The 24,557-nt window shown below is 74.6% G+C and carries 20 protein-coding genes; 9 read left to right on the top strand and 11 right to left on the bottom strand.

The features are described 5' to 3' along the window. Nucleotides 1-213: 213 nt before the first annotated feature. The 4 genes from ACFYO5_RS21025 (at nt 214) to ACFYO5_RS21010 (ending at nt 5,691) form a co-directional block, all read left to right on the top strand. Entirely contained in the window at nt 214-498 is a 285-nt protein-coding gene (locus tag ACFYO5_RS21025) for a polyprenyl synthetase (protein ID WP_356569404.1), read from the top strand. Continuing rightward, a complete protein-coding gene (locus tag ACFYO5_RS21020; protein ID WP_388710585.1) occupies nt 491-1,543 on the top strand; it encodes a polyprenyl synthetase family protein in 1,053 nt (350 codons plus the stop codon). Before ACFYO5_RS21025 ends, ACFYO5_RS21020 begins: the two co-directional genes overlap by 8 nt. 70 nt (nt 1,544-1,613) lie before the next feature. Next, the gene (locus ACFYO5_RS21015; RefSeq protein WP_388710582.1) at nt 1,614-2,774 is read left to right on the top strand and encodes an oxygenase MpaB family protein; all 1,161 of its coding nucleotides are present in this window, start codon (nt 1,614-1,616) and stop codon (nt 2,772-2,774) included. A gap of 802 nt (nt 2,775-3,576) precedes the next feature. Beyond that, complete coding sequence (locus ACFYO5_RS21010) at nt 3,577-5,691, top strand: SpoIIE family protein phosphatase (protein WP_388710579.1); 2,115 nt, start codon at nt 3,577-3,579, stop codon at nt 5,689-5,691. A gap of 26 nt (nt 5,692-5,717) precedes the next feature. Here the strand turns inward: ACFYO5_RS21010 and ACFYO5_RS21005 are convergent, their stop codons facing one another. Next, nucleotides 5,718-5,945: a hypothetical protein gene (locus ACFYO5_RS21005; RefSeq protein WP_356569397.1), complete on the bottom strand. Its 228-nt coding sequence runs from the start codon at nt 5,943-5,945 to the stop codon at nt 5,718-5,720. 109 nt (nt 5,946-6,054) lie between these two features. Between ACFYO5_RS21005 and ACFYO5_RS21000 the strand changes: the two genes are divergently transcribed. Next, complete coding sequence (locus tag ACFYO5_RS21000) at nt 6,055-7,002, top strand: hypothetical protein (RefSeq protein ID WP_388710576.1); 948 nt, start codon at nt 6,055-6,057, stop codon at nt 7,000-7,002. A gap of 357 nt (nt 7,003-7,359) precedes the next feature. Here ACFYO5_RS21000 and ACFYO5_RS20995 read toward each other — a convergent pair whose 3' ends face one another. Continuing rightward, nucleotides 7,360-8,217, bottom strand: coding sequence for a DMT family transporter (locus ACFYO5_RS20995; RefSeq protein ID WP_356569393.1), 858 nt, complete (start codon nt 8,215-8,217; stop codon nt 7,360-7,362). A 119-nt stretch (nt 8,218-8,336) separates the two neighbouring features. Between ACFYO5_RS20995 and ACFYO5_RS20990 the strand changes: the two genes are divergently transcribed. Beyond that, nucleotides 8,337-9,479 carry a PP2C family protein-serine/threonine phosphatase gene (locus ACFYO5_RS20990; protein WP_388710572.1) on the top strand — a complete coding sequence of 381 codons (1,143 nt, stop codon included), beginning with the start codon at nt 8,337-8,339 and terminating at the stop codon, nt 9,477-9,479. A gap of 357 nt (nt 9,480-9,836) precedes the next feature. Further along, the gene (locus tag ACFYO5_RS20985) at nt 9,837-11,006 is read left to right on the top strand and encodes a spore photoproduct lyase family protein (RefSeq protein ID WP_388710569.1); all 1,170 of its coding nucleotides are present in this window, start codon (nt 9,837-9,839) and stop codon (nt 11,004-11,006) included. 48 nt (nt 11,007-11,054) lie between these two features. On the opposite strand, the gene ACFYO5_RS20980 is transcribed toward ACFYO5_RS20985, so the two are convergent. From ACFYO5_RS20980 to ACFYO5_RS20960, 5 genes are all read right to left on the bottom strand, one after another. Beyond that, nucleotides 11,055-11,957 carry an SDR family oxidoreductase gene (locus ACFYO5_RS20980; RefSeq protein ID WP_388710566.1) on the bottom strand — a complete coding sequence of 301 codons (903 nt, stop codon included), beginning with the start codon at nt 11,955-11,957 and terminating at the stop codon, nt 11,055-11,057. Between the two features lie 25 nt (nt 11,958-11,982). Continuing rightward, entirely contained in the window at nt 11,983-13,608 is a 1,626-nt protein-coding gene (locus ACFYO5_RS20975; RefSeq protein ID WP_388710563.1) for a phytoene desaturase family protein, read from the bottom strand. Next, nucleotides 13,601-14,095, bottom strand: coding sequence for an SRPBCC family protein (locus ACFYO5_RS20970; RefSeq protein ID WP_388710560.1), 495 nt, complete (start codon nt 14,093-14,095; stop codon nt 13,601-13,603). Before ACFYO5_RS20970 ends, ACFYO5_RS20975 begins: the two co-directional genes overlap by 8 nt. 111 nt (nt 14,096-14,206) lie before the next feature. Continuing rightward, nucleotides 14,207-15,091: a restriction endonuclease gene (locus tag ACFYO5_RS20965; protein ID WP_388710557.1), complete on the bottom strand. Its 885-nt coding sequence runs from the start codon at nt 15,089-15,091 to the stop codon at nt 14,207-14,209. Between the two features lie 180 nt (nt 15,092-15,271). Next, nucleotides 15,272-15,766, bottom strand: coding sequence for a hypothetical protein (locus tag ACFYO5_RS20960; protein ID WP_388710554.1), 495 nt, complete (start codon nt 15,764-15,766; stop codon nt 15,272-15,274). 704 nt (nt 15,767-16,470) lie between these two features. Here ACFYO5_RS20960 and ACFYO5_RS20955 point away from each other — a divergent pair. Further along, on the top strand, nt 16,471-17,742 hold the full coding sequence (locus tag ACFYO5_RS20955) for a phytase (protein WP_388710551.1): 1,272 nt from the start codon (nt 16,471-16,473) through the stop codon (nt 17,740-17,742). Between the two features lie 49 nt (nt 17,743-17,791). Here ACFYO5_RS20955 and ACFYO5_RS20950 read toward each other — a convergent pair whose 3' ends face one another. The 3 genes from ACFYO5_RS20950 to ACFYO5_RS20940 form a co-directional block, all read right to left on the bottom strand. Continuing rightward, nucleotides 17,792-18,676, bottom strand: a complete 885-nt coding sequence (locus ACFYO5_RS20950; RefSeq protein ID WP_388710549.1) for a DUF1932 domain-containing protein — start codon at nt 18,674-18,676, stop codon at nt 17,792-17,794. 224 nt (nt 18,677-18,900) lie between these two features. Next, on the bottom strand, nt 18,901-20,457 hold the full coding sequence (locus ACFYO5_RS20945; protein ID WP_388710546.1) for an MFS transporter: 1,557 nt from the start codon (nt 20,455-20,457) through the stop codon (nt 18,901-18,903). A 326-nt stretch (nt 20,458-20,783) separates the two neighbouring features. Continuing rightward, nucleotides 20,784-21,836 (bottom strand): helix-turn-helix domain-containing protein, encoded by a 1,053-nt coding sequence (locus ACFYO5_RS20940; RefSeq protein ID WP_356569371.1) that lies wholly within the window; start codon nt 21,834-21,836, stop codon nt 20,784-20,786. Nucleotides 21,837-22,140: 304 nt separating this feature from the next. Between ACFYO5_RS20940 and ACFYO5_RS20935 the strand changes: the two genes are divergently transcribed. Further along, entirely contained in the window at nt 22,141-23,466 is a 1,326-nt protein-coding gene (locus ACFYO5_RS20935) for a lipase family protein (protein WP_388710542.1), read from the top strand. 358 nt (nt 23,467-23,824) lie between these two features. Here the strand turns inward: ACFYO5_RS20935 and ACFYO5_RS20930 are convergent, their stop codons facing one another. Beyond that, on the bottom strand, nt 23,825-24,274 hold the full coding sequence (locus ACFYO5_RS20930; RefSeq protein ID WP_356569367.1) for an ATP-binding protein: 450 nt from the start codon (nt 24,272-24,274) through the stop codon (nt 23,825-23,827). Between the last annotated feature and the right edge of the window lie 283 nt (nt 24,275-24,557).

Genomic DNA, 24,557 nt, shown 5'->3' with positions numbered 1-24,557 from the left:
GACCCGCTCCCGCCGGCCCGCCGGACCCACCGAGCTGCGGGGCGACGGCGCGCGGCGGTGGTCTGTCATACGTCCCATCAGTCATACGTGCGGCCCGTCAGTCATACGTCCGGTCCGTCACTCGATGGGGTATCCAGCGATCTTCTCCCCCTGCGGCCCGCCATGCTCGGAGGTGCCTTCACGGCGACGGCACTCGGACATGGGGGAAGCGGCATGACGCATCCGGCACCTCGCGGACCCGGGCGGGAGGAGCAGGCCCTGCTCCTGGCCGCCGGTCTGGCGGACCTCGCGGCGCACGCGGTCGGTTCGGCCTTCGGCAGGCTGCGGGGGCTGCTGCGCCGGTCCGACACGGCCGAGCTGGCCCAGGCCGCCCAGCAGGAACTCCAGGCCCGCGGCAGACTCGCCCTGGACCGGTACACGAACGTGCCTGAGGCCCACCTGGAGGTGCTCGCCCGGCACCGGCTCGCCCGCGAGAAGGCCGACTCCGGCGGTGTCTGACGCCTGGGACGCCGCGGCCTTCCGGACCCGCGTCGACACGGTCATGCGCGGCCGGCTCGCGGAGGAGGCCGACCTGCTGGTGGCGGTCGACGACGACCTGCGGCCGGTGGCCGAGCGGCTGCGGGAAGCCGCCGGGCACGGCAAACGCCTGCGCGCCGCGTTCTGCTACTGGGGCTGGCGGGCGTCCGGACAGCCCGACAGCGACGCCCTGGTACGAGCCGCCGCCTCCATGGAACTCGTGCACGCCGCCGCGATCGTCCACGACGACCTCATCGACGACAGCCCCCTGCGCCACGGCGCGCCCACCGCCCACGTCGCCTTCGCCACCGCCCTGCGCGAACGCCCCGACGCCCGCCCGGCCGGCCGGGCACTGGCCATGCTGGTGGGCGACCTCCTGATGTCCCTGGCCGGCCAGTTGTTCGTCACCAGCGGACTGCCCGCCGCCTACCTCGGCCGATCCCGCGAACTGTGGGCCGCGCTCGCCCGCGACCTCGTCGCGGGCGAATGCCTGGAGATCCTGCGTACGGGCGGCCGGCCGGACACCGCCGCCTCCCTCCAGGTGGTCCGCCACAAGACCGCCAAGTACACGGTGGAACAGCCCCTGTTGATCGGCGGGCTGCTCGCCGGTGCCTCACCCGCGCTGCGCGAGCGCCTCTCCGCCTACGGGCTGCCGCTGGGCGAGGCCTTCCAGCTCCGCGACGACCTGCTGGGCCTGTTCGGCGACCCGGAACGCACCGGCAAGGCCGGTCTGGACGACCTGCGGACGCACCGGCCCACCGCCCTGCTCGCCGAGACCTGGAACGCCGCCGACCCGGCGCAACGCGGACGCCTGCGCGAGGTGTTGGGGCGGCGCGACCTGAACGACGGTCACCTGGACGACGTACGGGAGCTGATGCGTGAGGTGGGGGCGCCGCGGCGGATCGAACGGATGATCCACACGCGGGTGGAGCAGGCCACGCGCGCCCTGGACGACGTCGCCGTCCCCTCGCAGGCGCGGCGGGCGCTCGGTGACCTCGCGCACCGGGCCACCGACCGTCTCCACTGACGCCGATCCCCCTTCCCGTCCCGCGAACCGGACACGCCGGCCCACGGACACCGCCCGTCGAGGAGAACCGATGCCCTACACCGAGACGTCGATGGACGCCCTGCGCCGCGGCGGCGACGAACTGGCCGACGCGGTCGTCGCCACCCTGTTCGAGCGGGGGGAGGTCGGCACGTTCAACACCCTGATGCGCTATGTCTCCACCGTCGGCCAGGAGTTGCCCGACGGGCTGCCCGAGGTGGCCCGCGAGTACCTCCACGCGACGAGCACGCCGCCGCACTGGGTGGACTGGACAGTGATGGAGAAGGCCCGGCTGTTCTTCATCGACAACAACGTGCACATCTCCACCGCGCTGTCCTTCGCCTCCATGCCCGCCTGCTACCTCGTCCCGCACGTGGCCCGGCTGCTGTCGGCCACGCACGGACTGAGCTATCCGTCCAGGCGCATGGCGGAGACCGGCCAGTTCACCGTGCTGCTGATGCGGCCGGACGCCTTCGAGGCGGGCAGCCGGTTCATCCCCGCCGCGCAGAAGGTGCGGCTGCTGCACGCCTCCATCCGGCACCATCTCGTGCGCGAGAACCGCTGGGACGTGCCGGCCCTGGGGGTGCCGATCTGCCAGGAGGACATGATCGGCGGGCAGATGTTCTTCTCCCTGCTCGTCCTGGACTCCCTGCACCGTCTGGGCATCCACCTCTCCCAGGAGGGCGCGGAGGCGTACTTCTACGCCTGGCGTGTCGTCGGGGCCATGCTCGGCGTGGACCAGGACGCGGTGCCCGGGACCCTGCCGGAGGCCCGGCGGTTCCTGGACCTGTACATGCTGCGCCACATGGGTCCGTCCGCCGAGGGCGCCCATCTCACCAGGCAGCTCATCGACCTGTACGAGGACGTCGTCCCCGGCACCTTCTTCGATCCGATCGTGTCCGCCCTGATCCGCTACCTCGTCGGCGACACCTGCGCGGACTGGCTCGACGTCCCCCGCACCCCGTGGGACACGCTCGTCCAGGCCGTCCCCCACCTCCTCGGGGTCCTGGAGTCGATCGAGGACCGCTCACCGATGGGCGGCTGGGCCCTGGACCGCCTGGGCCACCTGACCACCGTCCTGGAGCTGTCCTCCCTCACCCGCGGCCGTGTCATGCACTACGCCATCCCCGAGCAGCTGAGGAAGGAGTACGGAGTCCCGGAGGGGCCGGCGAGGACCGGCCGTTGGACGCCGCCGCCGGCCACCGTCTCCTGACCGCCGCGCCCCCGGACGGCCGGACAAGGGGGCGGGGCGGCGCAGACCTCCCCAGGTGCACCGCCCCACCTCACACGGAACACGTGTGCCCAGGAATCACAGCCGCACACCCCCTGTTTTTCCGCCGCTTCGGACGGGGCACGCCGCCGTGGGAGCGGCGGCCGCGGTCGGGGCCGCCGTCGACCTCCTCGGGCGGACGGCCGCGCCCGGCGGCCGCCGTCCCCGCTCCCGCCGCCCACCGCTCCCCGGCGCGTTCGCGGCCCACGAGAACCCGGAGCGCCGGAACCGGCCGGCCTGTCGCAGGTCGGCGGGGAGGCACGGTCCGCGCACCGGCCGCGCGGCGCAGTCCGCCCTGCTGCCGACGGTGGCCGGCCGCCGCACCCCGGCGGGGTCTCCCGGCGGTTCGCGGTCTTCCGGCGTGGCGCCGGGCACGGGGCGGGTGGGCGCGCCGGCCTGCTCGTTGCGCGCCCTGGAGTCGACCCGCCGCCTCGGCGGCAGGCGGCGCGACGGCGGGCGGCGCGACGGCGGGCGGCGCGACGGCGGGCGGCGCGACGGCGGGCGGCGTACCGTCGGGCCGTTGGGGGCCGTCGCCGTTCGGCTCCGCCGAGGACGTCGACCGGCTTCCGCAGGCGCTCGCCCCGCACGGGGTCCGCCGGGGACGTGCCGAGCGTGCCGCATCGGCGTAGCGTCCTTCCATGGGAAGAGGCACGGCATGTCCCGCGCGGGAGGGCCGCGTCGCGCGAGCAGCCGACAGCCGCCCGCGGCCGTCCGGAGGACTCCCCTGTGACGCTGGAGGTGCCTCGTGACCGACACCGGTGATCCGGCCGTCGACGGCCTGGACGCCGCGTTCGCCGAGACCGTACGCCGTACCGGCGCGTCCGTCGGCGCCCTCTACCTGCTCTCCCGCGACGAGCAGGTGCTCCGCCTGGACGTCCTGTGCGGGGCCCCGGCCGAGCTGGCGGAACCGTGGGCGCGGGTGCCCGTGTCGGCTCCGGCGCCGGTGGCCGACGCGGTCCGTGAGGAGCGCATGGTGTGGGTGGGCACCCAGAGCGACCTGGCCCGGTCCTATCCGCGCACGGCGGTGGCGCTCCCCTATCCGCTGGCACTGGCCGCCACACCGGTCACCGGCGTACGCCGCTGGGGAGCCCTGCTGCTGATGTGGCCGGCCACCCGGCCGCCGTACATGACCGGACGGGAGCAGGGGAACATCATGTCGAGCTGCCGGCGGCTGGCGCGGCTGCTCGAGGAGGCCGCCGAGTCCGGCAGGCGGCCGGCCGACGCCGGCCGGCCGCGGGTCCTGCCCGTCGGGAGCGGCCGCCGGGACGCCGGACCGGCGATGGCGGCGGCCGACTTCGTCGAACGGCTGCCAGGCGGCAGTTGCGGCCTGGACCTGGAGGGGCGCTTCACCTATCTCAGCTCCGGAGCCTGCGCCCTGCTCGGCCGCGAGGCCGGCGAGCTGCTGGGCATGCTCCCGTGGCAGTCGCTGCGCTGGCTCGACGAGCCCACCTACGAGGACCGCTACCGCGCCGCCGTGCTCAGCCGCGAGCCCGTGTCCTTCACCGCCTGCCGGCCGCCCGGCCAGTGGCTGGAATTCCACCTGTACCCGGACGCCAGCGGCATCAGCGTCCGGATCGTCCCCAGCGGTGCGCAGGACCTGCCCGTGTCGGCGCCCCGCCAGGTCGTGAGCGCGGCCGCGCCGTCCCGGATGGGGCAGCTGTACCAGCTCACGCATCTGGCCGCCGCCCTCACCGAGGTCGTCGGCGTGCAGGACGTGATCGATCTGGTCGCCGACCAGATCATGCCGGCCTTCGGCGCCCAGGGGCTGGTGCTGTCCACCGCGGACGCCGGCCGGCTGCGGATCACCGGGTACCGCGGCTACTCGCCCCGGACCATCGAACGCCTCGACGGACTGCCGCTGGACACCCGCTTCACCCCGGCGGGACGCGCCCTGAGCAGCGGCATCCCCGCGTTCTTCGCGGACCCGGAGGACATGCGGCGCATCTACCCCGAGGCACCGCACATCAGCGGCAAACAGGCCTGGGCCTTCCTCCCGCTGATCATCTCGGGCCGCCCGGTCGGCATCTGCGTCCTGTCGTACGAGCAACCGCACGACTTCCCGGCCGCGGAACGAGCCGTCCTCACCTCGCTCGCCGGGCTGATCGCCCAGGCGCTGGACCGTGCCCGGCTGTACGACATGAAGCACGACCTCGCGCACGGCCTCCAGCAGGCGCTGCTGCCGCGCACGCTGCCCGCGATCACCGGTCTGCGGGTCGCCGCACGCTATCTGCCCGCCACCCGCGGCATGGACATCGGCGGGGACTTCTACGACCTGATCCGCCTCGACGACGTCGCCGCGGCGGCCGTCATCGGCGACGTCCAGGGGCACAACGTGGCCGCCGCCGCGCTGATGGGACAGGTCCGCATCGGGGTGCACGCGCACGCGACCCTCGGCGCTCCCCCCGACCGGGTCCTCGCCGAGACCAACCGGCTCCTCACCGACCTCGGCCCGGACCTGTTCACCAGCTGCCTCTACGCCCGTCTCGACTTCGCGGACCGGCACGTCAAGCTGGCCAGTGCCGGCCATCCGCCGCCGCTGCTGCGACTGCCGGGCAGTGCGGCGCGGCCCCTCGACCTGCCGCCCGGCCCCCTCCTGGGGATCGATCCCGACGCCGACTTCCCGGTCACACGGATCCCCCTGGTGCCGGGCATGATGCTCGCCTTCTACACGGACGGACTGATCGAGTCACCGGGCGTCGATCTGGAGGACTCGATGAACCAGCTGGCCGGGGAGCTGGGCCGCGCCGACGACAGCGACCTGGACGCGCTCGTCGACACCCTGCTGCGCACCTCCGGCACGGCCGGCAAGCGCACCGACGACGTGGCCCTCCTGGTGCTCCAGTACACGGGAGGCCGCTGACCGGCCCCGCGCCGGGCGGGCGGCCGTCAGAACAGGCGCTCCTGCTCGTGCGGCGGGGCATCCCGTCGGCGCGGCCGGGCCGGGGGACGCCGGGCCGCCGGCGCCTCGTCGCCGAAGAGGGGCGCCGTCCCGCACTCGTCCGGCTCGGCGGGGACGGCGCCGCCGCCGGTGCGGACGTTCAGCCGCAGCGGTTCGTCCCGGTCGAAGTCCCCCGGTGTCATGGCCGTCCACGCGCGGCCCGGCTGCTCACCCACGCACCGCTCCCCTCCCCGGCTCCGCCTACCGGACGCCCCGGTACCCATCCTGCCCGACGGGTTGGGCGTCGAGGTGCGCCCGAGCCCGGCCCGGTGGAGTCTGGGAGGCGTGCCGCGCAAGGACGTACGGGGAAAGCGGGGAGCCGGGGACGAGCTGGAGGCGGCGCTCGACGAGCTGTACGCGTCCCCGCCCGCCGGATTCGTCTCCCGGCGTGAGGAACTGGCCCTGCGCGCCCGCACGGACGGGCGCGCCGAGGACGCCCGCCGGCTGCACGCCGCCCGCCGGCCCTCGCTCGCCGCCTGGGCGGCGAACCTGCTGCGGCGGTCCAGGCCGCAGGAGAGCCTCCGGTTCCTGGAACTGGGCGAGGCCCTGCGCGAGGCGTACGGCACCCTGGACCGCGCCGGGATCAAGGAGCTGTCCGTACGGCGCCGCGGTGTCGTCGCGGCGCTGTCCGCGCAGGCCGCGCAGCTCGCCGCGGAGGCGGGACACCGGTTGTCGGCCTCGGTGCGGCAGGAGGTCGAGGCGACGCTCCAGGCGGTGCTGGCCGACCCGGCCGCCGCCGAGCAGTGGGCCGCCGGCCGGCTGGAGAGCGCCCTCACGCCGCCGTCGGACCTTTTGCCCGGCAGCGGCCCACCGGCCGAAGCGGCCCGTACGGCGGCCGCGCGGGCCGCGACCGGCAGCACCCCGGCGAAGGACGAGATCGGCGAGCGGCGCCGCGAGCGCGAGCGACGACTCGCGCGGGCCAGGCAGGCGGCGGAGGCGGCCGAGGAGCGGCTGCGCGAGCGCCGTACCGAACTGACGGAGGCCGACACCGGGCTGCGGCGGGCGGGCGAGGGTCATGAGCGGGCGGAGGAGGAGGTGGCCGCCGCCGAACGGCACCTGCACGCCGTACGGGAGGAACTCCAGCTCTCCCGGCAGGAGCGGCGGGAGGCCGAGGAGCGGCGGCGGACGGCCGCCGACGCGCTCGCCCGTGCGGAGCGGGAGGCGCGCGAGGCCGCCCAGGAGGCCGAGCGGGCCGAGCGGGCCGAGCGGGCCGAGCGACGCACCGGCCGCTGAGCGGGGGCTTGCGTGTCGTCACCCGCCGCGCCGGGGTCGGCGGGTGTCGGTACGGGCGCCCCCCGCCGCGGTCCGGATCCGTGCGGGGTTGCCCGTGCGGGGTTGCCCGTGCGGGGTTGCCCGGCGCCTCGTAGTCGGCCGTCGGCCGCGCGGGTTGTCCGGTACCTCGTAGTCGGCCGTCGGCCCTGCTCGGATCGGCAGTCGGCCGCGCCGAGGGCCGGGAGACCGCGCGTTGTCCGGGGAAGGCTGGAAGGGCTGGGAGGTACCGCGACGAACGGTCCGACGGGACTCCGGGGCGGCGGGGTGGTCGGGGCGCCTCGCCGGTGCGGCGTGCGGTCGAGCTGCGCGGACGCGGGCCTACCGGACGATGTCGGCGAGGTTCGGGACCACGCGGGTGAGCCGGAACACGCCCCACAGGATCAGCAGTGCCCCCGCGGCCTCGGGGACGAGCCACCATCCGGTGCGGATGTGCTCGTCGAACAGGGTGACGCCGAGCAGCAGGCTCACCGTGGCGTCGCCGACGGTCAGCGCGGGCTGCGAGGCGACGAGCGGACCGGCCTGGAGCGCGTTCTCCAGCAGCAGGAGCGCGCAGACGCCGACCAGGGCGAAGCCGTACGTCTGCCAGACGGTCAGGAAGGCGCCGAGGCCGTCGTCGGCGAGGCGGCCGGTGGCGGACTTCATCAACGCGGCGGTCAGGGCGTTGCCGATGGCGGCGGCGCTCGCCAGTGCCGCCGCCCGGAACAGGGGTGAGCGGGTGGGGCGGGCGAGGACGACGGCGGCGGCCATCGCGCCCAGGCAGAGCGTCAGCACCGGGATCCAGTGCGTCATGGGCGCCTGGTCGCGGGCGCCGGAGGGGGCCGCCGACAGCAGGACCAGGGCGAGGCCGGCCACCAGTGCCGCGACCGCCCGCCAGCCGTCGGCGGACAGGCGGCGGTGCAGCAGCGGCACGGCCAGCAGCAGGGCGAAGGGCAGTTCGAGGATGAAGAGGGGCTGGACGAGGGCCAGGGGTCCGTTGACCAGGGCGAGCGCCTGGAAGAGGGCGGCACCCACGACCCCGGCGACGCCGACCACCCAGGCGGGCCGGCGGACGAGGGCGCGCAGCAGCCGGAGTCCGCCGCCGCGCGGCACCCCGGCGGCGGCCTTGCGTTGGAACGCCGTGCCCACGGCGTTGCTGGCGGCACCGAGAACGGCGAACAGGACGGCGAGCACGGTCATACGATCACCATGCCGCGATCGGCGGGCTCGGCGCGGGAGGCGGATATTGAGAGGGAAGGGTGTTCCCGTCCCGATTCCCGGCGGGTCGCCGAAGACCGGGGCAGGGAGCGGGAGAGACGGTGAACACCTCCGGAGAGCCGAACGGGTCGTCCGCGGCAGGCGGGAAGGACCGTAGGCCGCCGCCGTTGCGGTGGTGGGTGGTGCTGTTCTGGCTCGTCGCGGTGACGGTGCTCCTCGCGGTCGTCGGCATCTTCCTGGGCCGTGAGACCAGGCTCGCGCCCTTCCTCGTGGTGCTGCCCGCGCTGATCGCCGGACGCGGCAGCGTGCGTCAGACCGCCGTCGCCTCCTCCTGGGTGACGGTGATGATCGCCGGAGCCCTGTTCGACACCGCGGAGGACACCATCGGCGCCGCGACGGCCACCGTCGTCTTCGCCCTCGTGTTCAACGCGCTGAGCGTCGCCCGGGCGGCCCAGCGGGTCCGCGGCGAGCGGGAGATCGCCCGGCTGCGGTCCGCCGCGGCCGCCCTCCAGCGGCAGCTGCTGCGGCCGTTCCCGCTCATGACGGACCAGCTGATCGTGCACGGTCTCTACCAGCCGGTGGAGGAGGACAGCCGGGTCGGCGGCGACGTGTACGAGGTCGTGTCCTCGCCGTACGGCAGCCGGGTCTTCATCGCCGATGTCCAGGGCAAGGGGCTGCCCGCCATCAGCGCGGCGTTCTCGGTGCTCAGCGCGTTCCGTGAGGCGGCCGTCTCCGAGCCCACGCTGACCGCCGTGGTCGACGCCCTGGAGGACGCGGTGCTGCGCCACAACTCCTTCGCGGCGCAGGCCGGGGAGAGCGAGCGGTTCGTGACGGCGCTGGTCCTCGGCATCGGCCCGGACCCGGACCCGGAGGTCCAGGTGATCAACTGCGGTCATGTCGCGCCGCTCATGCTGCACGCCGACCGGGACGGTCCGGTGCTGCGGGGTGAGCCGTGCGTCCCGCTGGGTCTCGACGCCCTCTCCCCGGAGCCCCGTACGGTTGAGTGGTTCACCTTCCCGCGGGGCGGCACGCTGCTGCTGTGCACCGACGGGGTCACCGAGGCACGTGATCCGTCGGGAAGGTTCTATCCGCTGGACGAGCGGGCGGCGGCGTGGGACGAGGTACGCGCGGCGGACCTGCCGGCGACCGTCTACCGCGACCTGCGCCGCCACGCGGCGGGGGCTCTGGGCGACGACACGGCCCTGATGGTGCTGCGCCGGCGGCCGACGCCGGAGGCCGACTGACGGGCCGGCCCACGTGCCGGACCGACGTGCGGAGACCGACGGCCGTACAGCCGCCGGCGGACGTGCGGGACCAGCGGACCTGAGGGACCGATCCACGTGCGGAACCAGCGGACCCGCGGGACCCACCGACATGCGGAACCACCGGACCCGCGCAACCCACCGACATGCGGAACCAGCGGATCCACGCAACCCACCCACATGCATGACCGACGCGCCGCTGCCGCCCCCGACGACGCACCGGGAGTGCCGTCGCCGCCCGACGGTGCGGGGCCGTCCCCGCACCGGCGACGGCCACGCGTCCGGTATGCGTAGAGTGGTATGTCCCGTTCCGCCCCCGCACCCCTTTCCGGAGCCCCCATGCCCGCCCCGTCGGCCGGCCCGGACGACGGGGACGACGCACTGTTCGGCCTCGACGCCCTCGAGCCGGCCTCGTCCACCGCCGGTCCGTCGTTCCGCCACTCCCGCACGGCCCGCCGTCTGCTGCCCGTGCGGGAGATCCACGCCGAACCGGCCGCCGCGGCCTCGGCGCGCGGCCGCCAGATCATCGCCCGCTTCCCCGACGCCCGGCTGATCGAGATCGACTCCCATTGGCGCGTACCCGGGCTGCACGGCAACGAGGGGAACGTCGAACGGTGGGTGCGCGTCAAGGGCGAGACGCTCGTGCTGGGCGAGAGGAAGACACTCAGCACACGCCCCAACGGACGTTCGGCGGACTGGATCGCCCCCGGCCCCTCCAACGGCTGCGCCCTGGCGTGTGCCTACTGCTACGTGCCGCGCCGCAAGGGCTACGCCAACCCCATCACCGTGTACACCAACATCGAGCGGATCATCGCCCACCTCGGCCGGCACATCGCCCGGCAGGGCCCCAAGCAGGAGCCCAACCAGTGCGACCCCACGGCATGGGTGTACGACATCGGGGAGAACGGCGACTGCTCGGTGGACGCCCTCGTCTGCGACAACACCGCCGATCTGGTCCGCGCGTTCCGCCACTGGCCCACGGCCAAGGCGTCCTTCGCGACCAAGTTCGTCAATCCCGACCTGCTCGCGCTGGAGCCGCGGGGCCGGACCCGGATCCGCTTCTCCCTGATGCCCGAGGCCGACGCCCGTCTCCTGGACGTGCGCACCTCACCGGTCGCCGACCGTGTGGCCGCCGCCGCCGACTTCCTGGACGCCGGGTACGAGGTGCACTTCAACCTCTCCCCCGTGGTCCTGCGGCCCGGCTGGCGCGAGGCCTGGGGCGACCTGCTGCGACAGCTGGACGACGTACTGCCCGAGCGGGTCAAGCGGCAGGCGGCCGCCGAGGTGATCATGCTCACCCACAACCGGGACCTGCACGAGGTGAATTTGGGCTGGCATCCCCGTGCCGAGCAGGTGCTGTGGCAGCCGGAACTCCAGCAGGACAAGCGCTCCGAGAACGGCGCGCTGAACGTCCGGTACCGCAACGCGATCAAGTCCGAGGCACTGGGCGCCCTGCGCGACCTGATCGGCGCCCACGCCCCGTGGCTGCGCGTCCGCTACGCCTTCTGAGCCGTCCGCGGCCCGACGGACCCGCCGCGACCGTGCGGCGAGGCGCGGTCACGGGTCGGGCGAGGCGTCCACGTCGGCCCGTCCTCCGGCCCCGAGCAGCCCCGTGGGGCGGAAGGGCTCCTCTGCCTCGATGCGGGGCAGTTCCCGACGGGACACGCGCAGTACCAGCGGCGGGAGCGCGGCCCGTGCGATCTGCGCGAGGCGCAGCCACGAGGGCACGTAGACGGCGGTGCTGCGGCGTTCGACGGCGCGTGCCAGGCGCTCCGCGACGGTCTCGACGGGATGGACGCGCCGGGCGGGCGCCGGCATGTGGGCGCGCAGTTCCCGCAGGACGGCGTGCTGGTCGGCGTCCCGGATCATGTCGGTATCGGTCCAGTTCAGGTAGGCGATACCGACCGCCACGCCGTGGTGCGCCTCCTCGGCGCGCAGCGCGTGCGTGAAGGCCTCGGCACCGGCCTTGGAGGCGCAGTAGGCACTCATCAGCGGCGAGGCGCCGATGGAGGCGAGCGAGGCGATCTGGAGGTAGTAGCCCGCCGTCTCCCGCAGGTCGGGAAGGAACGCGTGCGCCGTGAGGGCGCTGCCGATGAGGTTCACGTCGACGATGCGGCGCCAGGAGGCCATGTCGGCCTGGGCGAAGGGGCCGCCCTCGGCGACGCCCGCGTTGGCGACGACGGCCGAGGGCGGGCCGAGCCGGGCGCGGACGGTCCCGGCGGCGTCCCGCAGTGCCTGTTCGTCGGTGATGTCGGCCTCGACGGCGAGGGCCGGGGTGGGCAGCGAGGCGGCGACCGCCTCCAGGGCCGGCCGCTCGTGGCCGAGCAGGGCCAGCCGGGCGCCGCGCCGGGCCAGGGCACGCGCCTGGGCGGCGCCCAGGCCCCGTGCGGCGCCGGTGACGACGACCGTGCGGTCCTTCAGGGGGCCACGCTCCGAGCCCCCCAGCGGGGTGTGCGCCACTGCTCGCTCCGTTCGTCGGTGATCCTCATCCGGGTCGTGGGTCTCCCGCGCGGTCGCGGCGGGTGAGGGCGCGCTGGAACCCGGTCAGTCCCGGTGACCGGTGCCGCCGCAGCGCAGCGCGGGCCGCGTTGGCGCCCGGCGCTCCGTGCACGCCGCCGCCCGGGTGAGCGCCCGCGGAGGCGAGGAAGAGGCCGCGTACCGGTGTCTCCGGCCGTCCGGTGCCGGGCATCGGACGGAAGACGAGCTGCTGGTGGATGCCCGCGGTGCCGCCGTTGATGGCGCCGCCGAGGAGGTTGCCGTCGAGTGCCTGGAGGGTGGGCGGGGCGAGGACGCGGCGGGCCCGGATCAGGGTGCGGAAGCCGGGCGCGAACCGTTCGACCTGGCGTTCCACCCGGTCGGCCATCAGCTCCTGCTCCTTGGGGGACCAGGCGCCGGTGAGGCCCTCGTCCCCCGCGTCGGAGGCGACCTCGTGCGGCACGTGGGTGTAGGCCCAGGCGGACTCGGTGCCCTGCGGGGAGCGGGACGCGTCGGCCGTCGTCATCTGGCCGAACAGACAGAACGGGCGGTCCGGGATCTGCCGCATCGCGATCTGGGCGGCGAAGCGGGTGAGTTCGTCGAGGCCGTCGGCCAGGTGGACGGTGCCGGCCCGCGCGGCCTGCTCGGCCCGCCAGGGCACGGGTCCGTCGAGGGCCCAGTCGACCTTGAAGGTGGCGAAGTCCCACTCGAACCGCTTCAGGTCGGCCAGCACCTGACTCGGGAGGTTCTCGGGTTCGACCAGCTCGCCGTAGAGGGCGGGGACGGACACGTCCGCGAGGACGGCACGGCGGGCGGTCAGCGTCCCGCCGTCGGCGGTGCGTACGCCCACGGCGCGTCCGTCGCGGACGACGACCCGGTCCGCCCGCAGCCCGCAGCGCAGGGTGCCGCCGCGGGCGCGCAGCCGGCGGACCAGCGCGTCGGTGAGGGCGCCGGCGCCGCCGGCCGGCACGGGGAAGCCGTACGTCTGGCCCAGCATCGACATCAGCCAGCCGAAGCCGCCGCTGCCGGCGGCCTCCGGGGCGAGGTCGGCGTGCAGGGCGTTCCCTGCGAGGAGGAGGCGGCCGCCCTCGCCGCCGAACTCCTCGGCGCCCATGCGCCGCACCGGCAGCAGGAGGGTGCGGGCCAGCCGCAGGCCGCCCGCCGCGCGCAGCCGGACGGCGAGCCGCCCGGTGGCCTTCAGCGGCGGGAAGGGGGTGAACAGGGCGTCGACGATGTCGGGGCGCAGCCGTTCCCAGATCTCGTGCAGCCGGCGCCAGGCGGCGCCGTCCCCGTCGTGGAAGGCGTCCAGGGAGGCGGCGGTGACGTCGAGCCGCCGGTCCAGGACCGCGCACCTGTCGTCGCTCAGCGGGTGCGCCAGGACGTGCGGAGCGTGACTCCACCGCAGGCCGTGGTCCTCCAGGCGCAGTGCCGACACCACCGGGGAGGCGGCGGCCAGCGGGTAGAAGGAGCTGAACAGGTCGTTGACGAAGTCCGGGTCCACTCCCCTGTCGTGACGCACCGCTCCGCCGGGCTGGGGCTGCTCCTCCAGTACCTCCACGCTCCAGCCGGCGTCGGCCAGCAGATTGGCGGCCACCAGGCCGTTCGGGCCGGCCCCGATCACCACGGCGTCAGGCATCGCCACCGCCGTGCGCGGGCACCGCCACCGGGCCGGGTCCGGTGTCGGTGCCGGCGGATCCGTCCTCGCACACGGTGGCCAGCCGGGCGAGCATCGCGCGGTGACGGAGCTGGATCAGCGCCTCCACGCCCGCGTTGTGCAGGGCTCCGCCCGCCCCTTGCAGGGGGTGCTCGTCCACGATCACCAGGCAGTGCTCGCCCCAAGGACGCAGCTCGATGGCGATCCTCGCGGTGCCGAGCACGCCCGCCCGCGCCTCCAGTTCCAGGGCGGCACCCTCATGGCAGCGCCGTACGACGGTCCGGTTGGTGAGCCGGACGGGGCCGAACCTGACCTCGTAGCCGATCTCCGCGCCGACCTGGGGCCACAGGCCCCGCACCGGGTGGGTCTCCGCCGTGCCCACCACCCAGTCCGCGTACCGCTCACCGTCCGCGAGGACGGCCCACACCCGCCGCGGGGATGTCTTGATCAGCCGATGCCGGACCGCCACGACGACCTCCTGTGCTTGGCCTCTTCCGCTCACCGCCAAGTTCCCCTGTCGACGAAGGCGAACCGGGCTGACGGCGGTGAATTCGCGACCCGGCCGTGAGGGCCCGCGTCATCACGCGGCGGGCAGCTCCCACGGGCGGGGCCCCGCGCCGGAGTGCCAGGCGCGCAGCAGCTCGGCGTCCACACACACGATCGCGCACTGCCGCGCGTACTCGGCGGCGGGCGCGGTGAAGTCCTGGGTGGTGACGACGACGGCGACGTCGGCCTCGTGGACGGTGAAGCAGGTGCCGCCGAAGCGCTGCAGATCCTGGGAGCCGACCTTGTGGCCCTCGCCGTAGCGCTTGCACTGGACGACGAGCCGGCGTCCGTCCGGCGCGAACGCCGTGACGTCGGCGCCCAAGTCGCCCGCGCCGCCCACCACTTCGACGTCCGTGCAGCCGTCGCGGGCGCACAGGCCGGCTATCGCCTGCTCGAACTCGTCCGGGTCCAGGGCCTCGTAGTAATCCATGACGTCCGTGGCGTCCGTGGCGTCCACGGTGTTCATGACGTCCACGGTGTCCATGACGTTCACGGTGTCCATGACGTCCGTGGTGGAGGCCGTGCCGATGACGAGTGTCCGCTGGAGGCCGTCGGCGAGGGGCGTCGGGGCCGGGTCGGCGACTCCTGCCGGGACGGCCCGGACGGTCTGGACGGGTGGATCGCCGAGTGCGTCGACGGCTGTCTCGGCCGCCTCCTCAAGGGCCTCGGCGGCGCGCCGTACCACTCTGCGCGCCGACCAGCGCCGTCGGCCGCGATCGCAGGCGACCATGGCGGCGGAGCCGAGGACGAGCAGGGTAACGGCCCACACGGGCCGGCGTTCCGCCGCGGCCGCGGCGGTGCGGGCGGCGAGTCCCACGAGCGTCAGGAGGAGGGCGAGGAGAACGAAGAAAAGGGCCGTCGTGCGCAGGTCGAAGCGACGGCGGCGCACGGGGCGTATCGGGCGGGTGGGTGCGGTCACGGTGGTGGTTCCTCCCAAGCGGCCTTCGACGAAGATCACTTGGGGCGTGTGCCCCGGCTGGGGCGGTTCATCGTGACCGACCGCCCCGGGCTTCCCCGGGGTCGGCCCGCGGCGTTCCTCCCCGCCTCCGCGCGGTGGGCCCGGTCCTGCCGGGGTGCGTCCCACCGCGCGTGCGGGGCGTCAGATGCGGCCGCCGGTGAGCCGGGTGATCGGGCCGTGGGTGTGGCGGCCGGAGCGGCGGCCCGCCGCGTACGACACGGCCGTCAGCGCGGTCACGCCGGCGCCGACACCGGCGGCGATCAGCTTGCGGTGGGCGATGACCGTCCAGGCGGTCCTGGCCGTCGCCGTGACCTGGCCGGTGGCCGTCTTCGCGGTGGCCGCGACCTGCTCGGTGGCGGACTTGGCCGTGGCCGCGACCTGCCCGGTCCTCTCGGCGAGCGCCTGGCGGCCCGCTTCGACGCCGCGGGCCGCGCCGTGGGCCGCGCCGCCGATCCCCTCGGCGGCCCGACCGGCCTTGGAACCGGCGGTCGACGCGGCGTCATCCACCTTGTCCGCGGCGCCCTTTGCGGCCTGTGCGGCGGGGGCGGTCGCCTTGTCCGCCGTGCGTCGGGCCTTGGATGCGGTGGCGCGCTTGGTGGCGCGCTCTTCGTTCGTCTCCGTGTTCGGTTCAGTCATGGACTTCGCGTTGCCGCTCCCTCGGGCCGCAAACCCGCCACGGCGCACGCGTGCCACCTGCCGTGGCCGACAACGGCGTTGGGGCGGAAGGGCGCACGGGTAGGGACCGTTCATGCGCCTCGCCCTCTTCGATCTGGACGGCCCGCTGGTGGACCGTACCTCCGCCTTCGCCGACGCCGTGGCCGACCTCTGCCACGACCACGCGTACGGACCCGAGATCGAGCGGTGGCCGCCGGCCGAACTCGCCGAGCGCGCCGAGCGGTCGGACGTCGCGCGGTTGCGTGCCGCGTTCGGGCTGGGCGAGTCGGCCGGTCATCCGTGGCGGGTGTACGTCGACCGGACGGCCGCCGCCGTCGCCTGCCGACCCACGGTGCTGGACGGTCTGGCCCGGCTGAGGGAGCGCGGCGGGAGCATCGGGGCCGCCACGAACGGGTCCCCGGACGTCCAGCGCGCCATGTGCGGGCCACGGGGCTCGCCGATCTCGTCGACGGGATCGCCGCCTGCGGAGCCGCTCGGCAGCGGTCCGGGGCGCGCGCGGGCAGCGGCTCCGGTCGTGTGCGGCAGCTGTTCCCCTCGTAGGCGCCCGCCCTTCACCCGTAAGCCGCCCCAGCGTTCGCCCTCACGACCAAGATCACCACTGCTTTCGTCCTGCCCCCAACCGAAGGAAGGTCGACGTGGCCAGAACGCTTCCGAGGACTTTCGCCGTGTCCGTCCTCACGGCGTCGCTCGCTCTGACCGCCGCACTTCCCGCCTCCGCCGACGAGGCCGACGCCCTGCCCGTCGTCCTCCCGCGCGTCGAGACACCCGCCCTGTACGACGACGAGGCGGGCGGCAACTCGGACGCGGACGACCCCGCGATCTGGCGCAACGACGCCGACCCGGACGCCAGCCTGGTCGTCGCCACCGCGAAGGAGGGCGGTCTGCGGGTGTACGACCTCGGCACCCGGCTCGTGCAGTCGGTGGCCGCGCCCGCCGGGCCGGGCGCCGGGGACGCGCCCGGCCGCTACAACAACGTGGACGTGGTGCGGGGCTTGCGGCTGTCCACCGGGCGCGCGGATCTCGCGGTCACCACGGACCGCGGCAACGACCGGCTGCGCTTCTACCGCATCGACCCCGCGTCGCCCGGCCGCCCCCTCTCGGACGTCACGGACCCGGCGGTGGCGCCGGTCTTCTCCGCCGACCAGGCGGAGATCAACGAGCAGCGCACCGCGTACGGTCTCGCCACCTGGACCGACAGGGCGAGCGGCCGCACCTACGCGTTGGTCAGCCGGCGCGAGCGCACCACCGTCGCCCTGCTCGAACTGACGCCGACGGCCGACGGCAAGGTCGGCTACCGCACGGTCCGTACCCTGACCCTGCCGTCCTCCTTCCGCCTGCCGAACGGCACTTCGTGGTCGCCGTGCGCGGAGCCCGGTGAACAGCCCCAGGTCGAGGGCATGGTCGTCGACCCGGCGAACGGCACCCTGTACGCCGGTCAGGAGGACGTCGGCATCTGGCGCGTGCCCGCCACTCTGAAGGGGACGCCCCAACTTGTCGACACCGTCCGGGAGTACGGCGTGCCCGGCACCTACGACGAGGCCACCGAGGAGTGCGTGAGCGGTACCGACCCCGGTTACGGCGGCACCCGGGTCACCGCGGACGTCGAGGGGCTGACGCTGGTCACGGAGGCGGACGGCGACGGCCATCTGCTGGCCTCCAGCCAGGGCGACGACACCTTCGCCGCCTACGACCGCGAGCGGAGCGACAACAACGAGTACGAGGGCGGCTTCCGGGTCGCCGCCACCGCGACGGGCCCCGACGGGTCGGAGGAGTGCGACGGCGCCGCGGCCCTCAACGCGCCTCTGGGCCGCAGGTTCCCGGGTGGTCTGCTCGTCGTGCAGGACGGGCACGACGACGCCGGAGAGGCCGGGGACCGTACGGCGACGAACTTCAAGTTCGTCGACCTCCGCGAGGTCCTGTCGGCGCTCGACGACTGAGGCGGCCGCGGGTGCGGCGGTGCTCCGGTCCCGCCGCGCCCAGGGCGGCTCACGCCGTGCCGGGTTCCCCGGGCCGCTCGGTCCGGCGCAGATCGGCGATCAGCCGGGCGCCGGTCACCGTCCCGTCGTCCTTGTGCGCCTCCCAGCGTCCGAACGTCTCCGCGGCGGCCTCGGCGAAGCCGGTCGGCAGGCCGACCTGGGCGCAGGCTCGGGCGATCTCCCCCATCTCCGGCTCCCAGCGCCAGGCCTTGCGGCCCGCGCCGGCCAGTCGCTCGAGGCCGGCCAGCGGCGTGCCGGGCAGTGCCCCGGCCGCGAGGTCGATCAGCTCGTCCAGGACGCCGTGTCCGTCGGCCAGCGCACAGGCCTGGGCTGCGAGGGCGTAGGCGATCTTGTTGTAGGAGGCGAAGGAGAGTTTCAGCGCGGACGCCCGGCCGATCGGGCCCTCCAGTGGGAAGGGTGCGAGGGCGGTGGCCTGGAAGAGGCCGGCGACCCGGGCGACGGCGGGGGCGTCTCCGGAGAGGTACAGCCGGCTCGTACCGGCCTCGCGGGGCGGCGGACCGGTGATCCCGCCGTCCACGACCGAGGCACCGCCGGCCGTGAGCACCTCGGCGATGTCCGCCATCCGTTCGGGGCTGACCGCGTTGGCGTCGACGTAGACGCCGCGGAAGCCGGCCCGTGCCACCTCCCGGGCGACGTCGAGGGCGGCGGCCGGCGGGCACACGCTCAGGATCACCTGGCAGCTCTCCACCAGCTCCCCCAGGTCGGCGGCGGCTCGCAGACCGATGCCGTCCGCCCGCCGCCGCGTCGCCGCCGACCGCCCGCGGGGCAGCCACCGGACCTCGGCACCTCCCGCCACGGCCTGCGCCGCCACGCTCGCGCCCATGGAGCCGGGGTGCAGGACGCCCACGCTTCGATCCACGTCTCGATGAACCATGAGCGGACCCTACCGACCCGGCGGGGCGTCGTGCCGTGGCCGGCCATGTGATCCCCGCCGGCAGCCACGCGACACGCGGGGAGCGACTGCGGCGCCGCCGGTGCCGTCCCGCGCGATGCACCGCCGGTCCTCACCACGCGACGCACCGCCACCGCTCCCCGTCACCACGCCCCGGCCGCCCCGGCAGGGGCATGCATGCCCCCGACGGCGCCGGTGGGGCGGTCTCAGCCGCCCGGTGGCGCCGCTCCGTCGCCCTTGAGGCGTTCGAGGTCGGAGGGGCGGACCTGGATCACCAGGAGGGCGATCAGCGCGGCGACCAGCGTGAAGACCGCAGCCGCCACGAAGGCCGCGGACACGCCCGCCGTGAGGATCTCGTCGCTCCAGGGCGACGGGAGTTCGCCGGTGCGCTGGAAACGCAGGCGTTCCGACGGGGTCGCCCGGGACAGGAACGCCGGGACCTGTTCGTCCGCCTCGTTGTTGCTCGCCGTGCCGAACATGGTGACCAGGATGGACAGGCCGAGTGAACCACCCACCTGCTGAGTGGCGTTGAGCAGCCCGGAGGCCGCGCCGGTCTCCCGGGTGGGCACGTTGGACAGTGCCATCAGGGTGAGGGAGACGAACTCCATGCCCATCCCCAGGCTGAAGACGAGCATCGGGCCGAGCACGCTGCCGGCGTAGGTGGAGTGGACGTCCGTCAGGGTCAGCCAGCCCAGTCCCGCGGCGGCCAGAACGGCGCCGACCACCATGAAGGGTTTCGGGCCGTACGTCGGCAGGAACCGGGAGGCCAGGCCCGCGCCGAGGGCGATGACGGCGCTCACCGGGAGGAACGCCAGTCCGGCCTGGAGGGGACTGAAGTCCAGCACGTTCTGCACGAACAGGGTGAGGAAGAAGAACATGCCGAACATGCCGGCGGCCAGGCAGAGCATGATGCCGTAGGTGCCCGCGCGGTTGCGGTCGGCGAACATGTGCAGGGGTGTGATCGGCTGCCGGGAGCGCCGCTCCACCAGGATGAACACCACGAGGAGGACGACGGCCCCGGCGAAGGAGGCCAGGGTGAGCGCGTCGCGCCAGCCGTCCTGGGCGGCCCGGATGAAGCCGTAGACCAACAGGACCATGCCCGCGGTGGAGGTCGCCGCGCCGGCGATGTCGAAGCGGCCGGGGTGGCGTTCGGACTCCTTGATCCAGCGGGGCGCCGCGAGGGCGATCAGCAGGCCGATGGGGACGTTCACGAAGAGGACCCAGCGCCAGTTCAGCCACTCGACGAGGATGCCTCCGGCGAGGAGTCCGATGGCGCCGCCGCCCGCCGAGACCGCGGCGAACACGCCGAACGCCCGGTTGCGCTCGGGTCCTTCGCGGAAGGTGGTGCTGATCAGGGCGAGGGAGGTCGGGGAGGCGATGGCCCCTCCGACGCCCTGGAGGGCGCGTGCGGCCAGGAGTTGGCCGGGGCCCTGGGCGAGTCCGCCGAGCAGCGAGGCCAGGACGAACAGCAGCACGCCGAAGACGAACACGCGCCGCCGCCCGAGGATGTCCCCGGCCCGGCCGCCGAGCAGCAGCAGACCGCCGAAGGTGAGCGTGTAGGCGTTGACCACCCAGGACAGGTTCTCGGTGGAGAAGTCCAGGGAGCGCTGGATCTCGGGGAGCGCGATGTTCACGATGGTGATGTCGAGGACCACCATCAGCTGGCACGAGGCGATGACGAACAACGCCATCGCGTGTCCGCCGCCGCCCGGGGGCCGGACGGAGGTCTGCGACGCGGAAGTGGGCTGCGGAGATGTGCTCATAGCGTGTCACCCGCGCGAGAGGCGGTCCCCTCGGAGTTCAGTAAACGATTGCGTCCACTGTCGTGTTTCCCGTTCGACCGTACGCCGCGACCCGCACCGTCACCACTCGATCATCGCGGGCGGTCGGCGGGAACGGCAGCGCTGCCGTTCCCGGCGCCCGTCGGCGGGTCCGTCGCCGCCCGGTTCCCGGCGTCTGTCGCCCGGACCACCCGCCGCACCGCCGTCCGCCCGGCCGTCACGACCGCCCACCGGGCATCGGCGTACCAGGACTCCCCCGTGGTCCTGGCACGCCGCCCGGACTCCGGCGACGGTCCGCCGCCGTGTGGTCACCAGGATGCGCCGGAACGGGGGGCCTTGTCGTTGGCGTGGCGTCCACGGTCGGTTGGCGGAGCGTCTCCGGGCACGCCGGGCTCCGGGTGGTCACGGGCGCGCAGTTCGCTGGGCGGGTGGCCGTAGGCGGTGCGGAAGGCGCGGGTGAACTCGGCGGCCCGCGGGAAGCCCCAGCGGGCGCCGACGGCGTGGATCGGGGTCGTGCTCCGGGCGGGGTCGAGAAGGTCGCGGCGAGCGTGTTCCAGCCGCTGGTCGCGGATGTACGAGGCCACGGTGAGGCCTTCGGCCTGGAAGAGGCGGTACAGGTGGCTGCGGGAGATGTGGTGGGCGGCGGCGATGGCCGCGGGGGTCAGTTCGGGGTCGGCGAGGTGGTGGCGGACGAACGCCTTGACGCGCAGGATGAGGGTCCGGTCGCGGCTTTCCGGCGACAGGCACGCGTCGGCGTCGAGGGCGTGCGCGAAGGCCGCCGAGACCAGGTCGGCGACGACGGTGGCGAGGCGGGGTCCGTCGGCGGGCCGGTAGACGGAGGTGTCGGCGGCGAGCTGGCGGAGGAACTGCGCCAGCAGGGCGCCGATGCCGTCCGTGGCCGAGATGCGGCCTCCGACGACCTGGTCGGCGTGCCGGCCGGGCAACGGCACCTGGGCCCGCGGGATCTCCACCCCGACGATGGTGACCGGGTCGGCTCCGGTGTGGATCTCGAAGGGGCGCGAGGAGCTGCTGATGTGGAAGTCGTTCATCGTGTAGACCGCCTGCCGGCTGCTGCCCCAACTGGCCGCCCCCTCCCCCTTGAGGAGCAGGGAGAGGTGGTGGACCTCGGGGTCGGAGGCGCGGATGAGTTCGGGGGTCCGGCGGAAGACCAGGGGGTCGAAGGTGGCGGGCCACACGGTCACGTCGCCGAGGACGATCGCCCGCTGGCAGCCGTCGTAGTCCGCCGCGCGGTCGCTGCTGAGCCGCATCGGCGCGTGGGTGCGGCCCATGCGCTCGACCCAGGCGTCGAACCGGTCGGCCGCCGGGACGTCCCTGGTCCGGAAGATCGACTCGTGCACCACACAAGCAGTCAATCACACCGGTGACCGCGGCGAGTTGGGCGCGGGGACGGGTCCGTGACCGGCGCACGGGACCGGTTCGGGCCACGACCGCCATATTACTGAACCGTAACCTACCGACCGCTACCCCGGGTAACCCCACCACCGCTACCGTCCTGACAGTTCGTCTAAGAGCGTTTCCCGTACGGCATGCGGCGGTGGTGGGACGGCCGCCGCCGCGTGCCGGGCGGTCCGTCCTCACCGGATCGCGCGTCACCCGAGCCGCAGAAGAAGCTCGGCCTGCCTTCTCTCCCCCCGGAGGTCTGCCATGCCCGCACCCACCCGCCTGCTCGCCGCGGCCGTCACGGCCGCCGCCTGCCTCGGCACGACGGCCGTTCCGGCCACCGCCGCCGCACCCACGGAACCCGTGGTCTCGCGCGGGGTCACCATCCCCGCCTTCTACAACCCGCCCGCCTCGCTGCCGGCCGCCGACGGCGCGCTGATCCGCACCGAGAGGCTGCCCCTCGCCCTGAGCCTGCCCGGCATCGACGGTCCGCTGCCCGGCCGGGCGACCCGCCTGATGTACAGGTCCACGGACTCGGCGGGCCGGCCGATGGCCGTCACGGGCGCCTACATCGAACCGACGGCCGCCTGGAGGGGCACCGGGCCACGGCCGCTGGTCGTGGTGGCGCCCGGGACCATGGGACAGGGCGACCAGTGCGCCGCGTCCCTCGGCCTGGAACGCCCGCTCGTGCTCAACGGGCAGACGGTGTCGGTCGGTTACGAGGATTTGGGCATCTACCGCCTGCTCGCCCGCGGTGTCGCCGTCGCGGTCACCGACTACACCGGCCTGGGCAGCACGGACCGGCTGCACACCTACGTCAACCGGGTCGACGAGGCGCACGCCGTGCTGGACGCCGTCCGCGCGGTCCGCTCCCTCGACGGGACGTCGCTCACGGACGGCTCACGGGTGGCGCTGTTCGGCTACAGCCAGGGCGGCGGGGCCACCGCGGCCGCCGCCGAACTCCAGCCCACGTACGCCCCCGACGTACCGCTCGCCGGCACCTACAGCGGAGCGCCGCCCGCCGACCTGGTCGCCGTCACCGCGGCCATCGACGGCAGCGACCTCGCCGGGGCGCTCGGCTGGTCGGTCAACGGCTTCCTGGAGTCCGACCCCGAGCTGAAGCCGGTGGCGGACGCGCACCTCAACGCGGCCGGCAAGGCGGCCCTGAAGGATCTGTCCACCATGTGCGTGGGGGACGCCCTCCTCGCCTACAACTCGGCGCGCAGCACCGCCTGGACCACCGACGGGCGCTCGCTCGGCGCCATCATCGAGGACGAGCCGGCGCTCAAGGCGTTCCTGGCCGACCAGCGCATCGGCAGGCTCAGGCCCGCGTCCCCGGTACGGGTGGCGACCGGCACCGCCGACAACCTCGTGCCGCACGGACAGGCACGCGACCTCGCGGTCGACTGGTGCGCGAAGGGAGCGAACGTCACCTACAAGCCGGTCGTCCTGCTGCCGCTGGGCAACGCCCTGCTCAACCACTTCGCCCCGCTGCTCGCCGACCAGGGCGACGCCATCTCCTGGCTGACCGACCGGCTCGACGGCAGGCCCGCCGGCTCGAACTGCGCGGCGCTCCCGTACAAGCCCTGACACCGGGGCGACGACGGCCGCCGTCCGTCCCGCGCGGGACGCTGGCCAGGGTGGACGGCGGGGCCGAGGTGGAGATCGTGCAGTTGCCTGTGTCGCCCGCGCACGGTGACCGCCCCCTGATCCCGTGGTCGCCTTCCCGTCGTCCGTCCACCCGAGAGCGGGCCGGGCGGCGCCCGGTGCGCACTCCCGGCGTGCCGGTCGGGAGTGCTCGTCCTGGATGGAGGACGTACGCGGGCCGTCGCCCGGTGCGGCAGGAGTGCGTGCCGGGCGCCGGACCGCGGTGCGGTCCCCGGCCGGTCCCGCTCACCGGTACGGACCGGGGCCGGACCGGGCGCGGGACCGGAGGTGACGACAGGGCTCAGATGCCGTCGAGCAGCCCGAGCCGGGCGACGATCCGCTTGCCGACCGGCTCCCGTACGACGTCGACCTCCTGGGCCACGGCCATGACGATCTCCAGGCCGTGCTGGCCCACCCTCGTCGGATCCGCCGCGCGCGGCGTCGGCAGCGCCGGGGCGCTGTCCCAGACCGCGATCTCGACGGCGGCACCGACGATCCGCAGATGCAGCAGCACCGGGCCGGGCGCGTGGCGCAGGGCGTTGGTGACGAGTTCACTCACCACGAGCTGCGACAGGTCCATGGTGCGGGCCGACACCGGCACGCCGTGATCGCGCTGCACACTCGCGAGGAATTCACCCGTCAACTCCCGCGCCCCGGCGATGCAGCCGGTCTCTCCGTCGAGGGCCACCGTTGTCTCGATCCGGACCCGCTCGGGACCCGGGAAGCCCTCGTCGGGAGGGACAGGTTCCATGCGGACCGCCTTCATTACCCCGTTCATGACCGCGCGCATACCCCCGAATCCGACTCCTACGCCCCAGCCGCACCACTCCCCGAAGGCGCCGGGGCGGACACCCGCTCGCGGCGGCCGCCCCCGACGCCTCACCGCGCCCACCGCACCCACCTCGCCACGGCCGCCGGGCTGCCATGCTGCCGCCCCAGGCGCCGTGCTGTCGGCCCGACTGCTGGCCTCAGGCCTCAGGCCTCAGGCAGGACGGTCGCCCCGGCGGGGCGGGCACCGGCCTTCGGTCCGGGCC

Origin of the sequence: Streptomyces sp. NPDC006259 (assembly GCF_042870975.1) — a bacterium.
Lineage (GTDB): Bacteria > Actinomycetota > Actinomycetes > Streptomycetales > Streptomycetaceae > Streptomyces.
Note: the sequence above shows the minus strand (reverse complement) of the source record. Positions and strands in the feature narration are given on the sequence as shown.

Bases quoted from the DNA above. Each gene is read 5' to 3' on its own strand.
- ACFYO5_RS21025 (WP_356569404.1), top strand. From the start codon at position 214: ATGACGCATCCGGCACCTCGCGGACCCGGGCGGGAGGAGCAGGCCCTG.
- ACFYO5_RS21015 (WP_388710582.1), top strand. From the start codon at position 1,614: ATGCCCTACACCGAGACGTCGATGGACGCCCTGCGCCGCGGCGGCGAC.
- ACFYO5_RS20995 (WP_356569393.1), bottom strand. From the start codon at position 8,217: ATGACCGTGCTCGCCGTCCTGTTCGCCGTTCTCGGTGCCGCCAGCAAC.
- ACFYO5_RS20985 (WP_388710569.1), top strand. From the start codon at position 9,837: ATGCCCGCCCCGTCGGCCGGCCCGGACGACGGGGACGACGCACTGTTC.
- ACFYO5_RS20975 (WP_388710563.1), bottom strand. From the start codon at position 13,608: ATGCCTGACGCCGTGGTGATCGGGGCCGGCCCGAACGGCCTGGTGGCC.
- ACFYO5_RS20960 (WP_388710554.1), bottom strand. From the start codon at position 15,766: ATGACTGAACCGAACACGGAGACGAACGAAGAGCGCGCCACCAAGCGC.
- ACFYO5_RS20950 (WP_388710549.1), bottom strand. From the start codon at position 18,676: ATGGTTCATCGAGACGTGGATCGAAGCGTGGGCGTCCTGCACCCCGGC.
- ACFYO5_RS20945 (WP_388710546.1), bottom strand. From the start codon at position 20,457: ATGAGCACATCTCCGCAGCCCACTTCCGCGTCGCAGACCTCCGTCCGG.
- ACFYO5_RS20935 (WP_388710542.1), top strand. From the start codon at position 22,141: ATGCCCGCACCCACCCGCCTGCTCGCCGCGGCCGTCACGGCCGCCGCC.
- ACFYO5_RS20930 (WP_356569367.1), bottom strand. From the start codon at position 24,274: ATGGAACCTGTCCCTCCCGACGAGGGCTTCCCGGGTCCCGAGCGGGTC.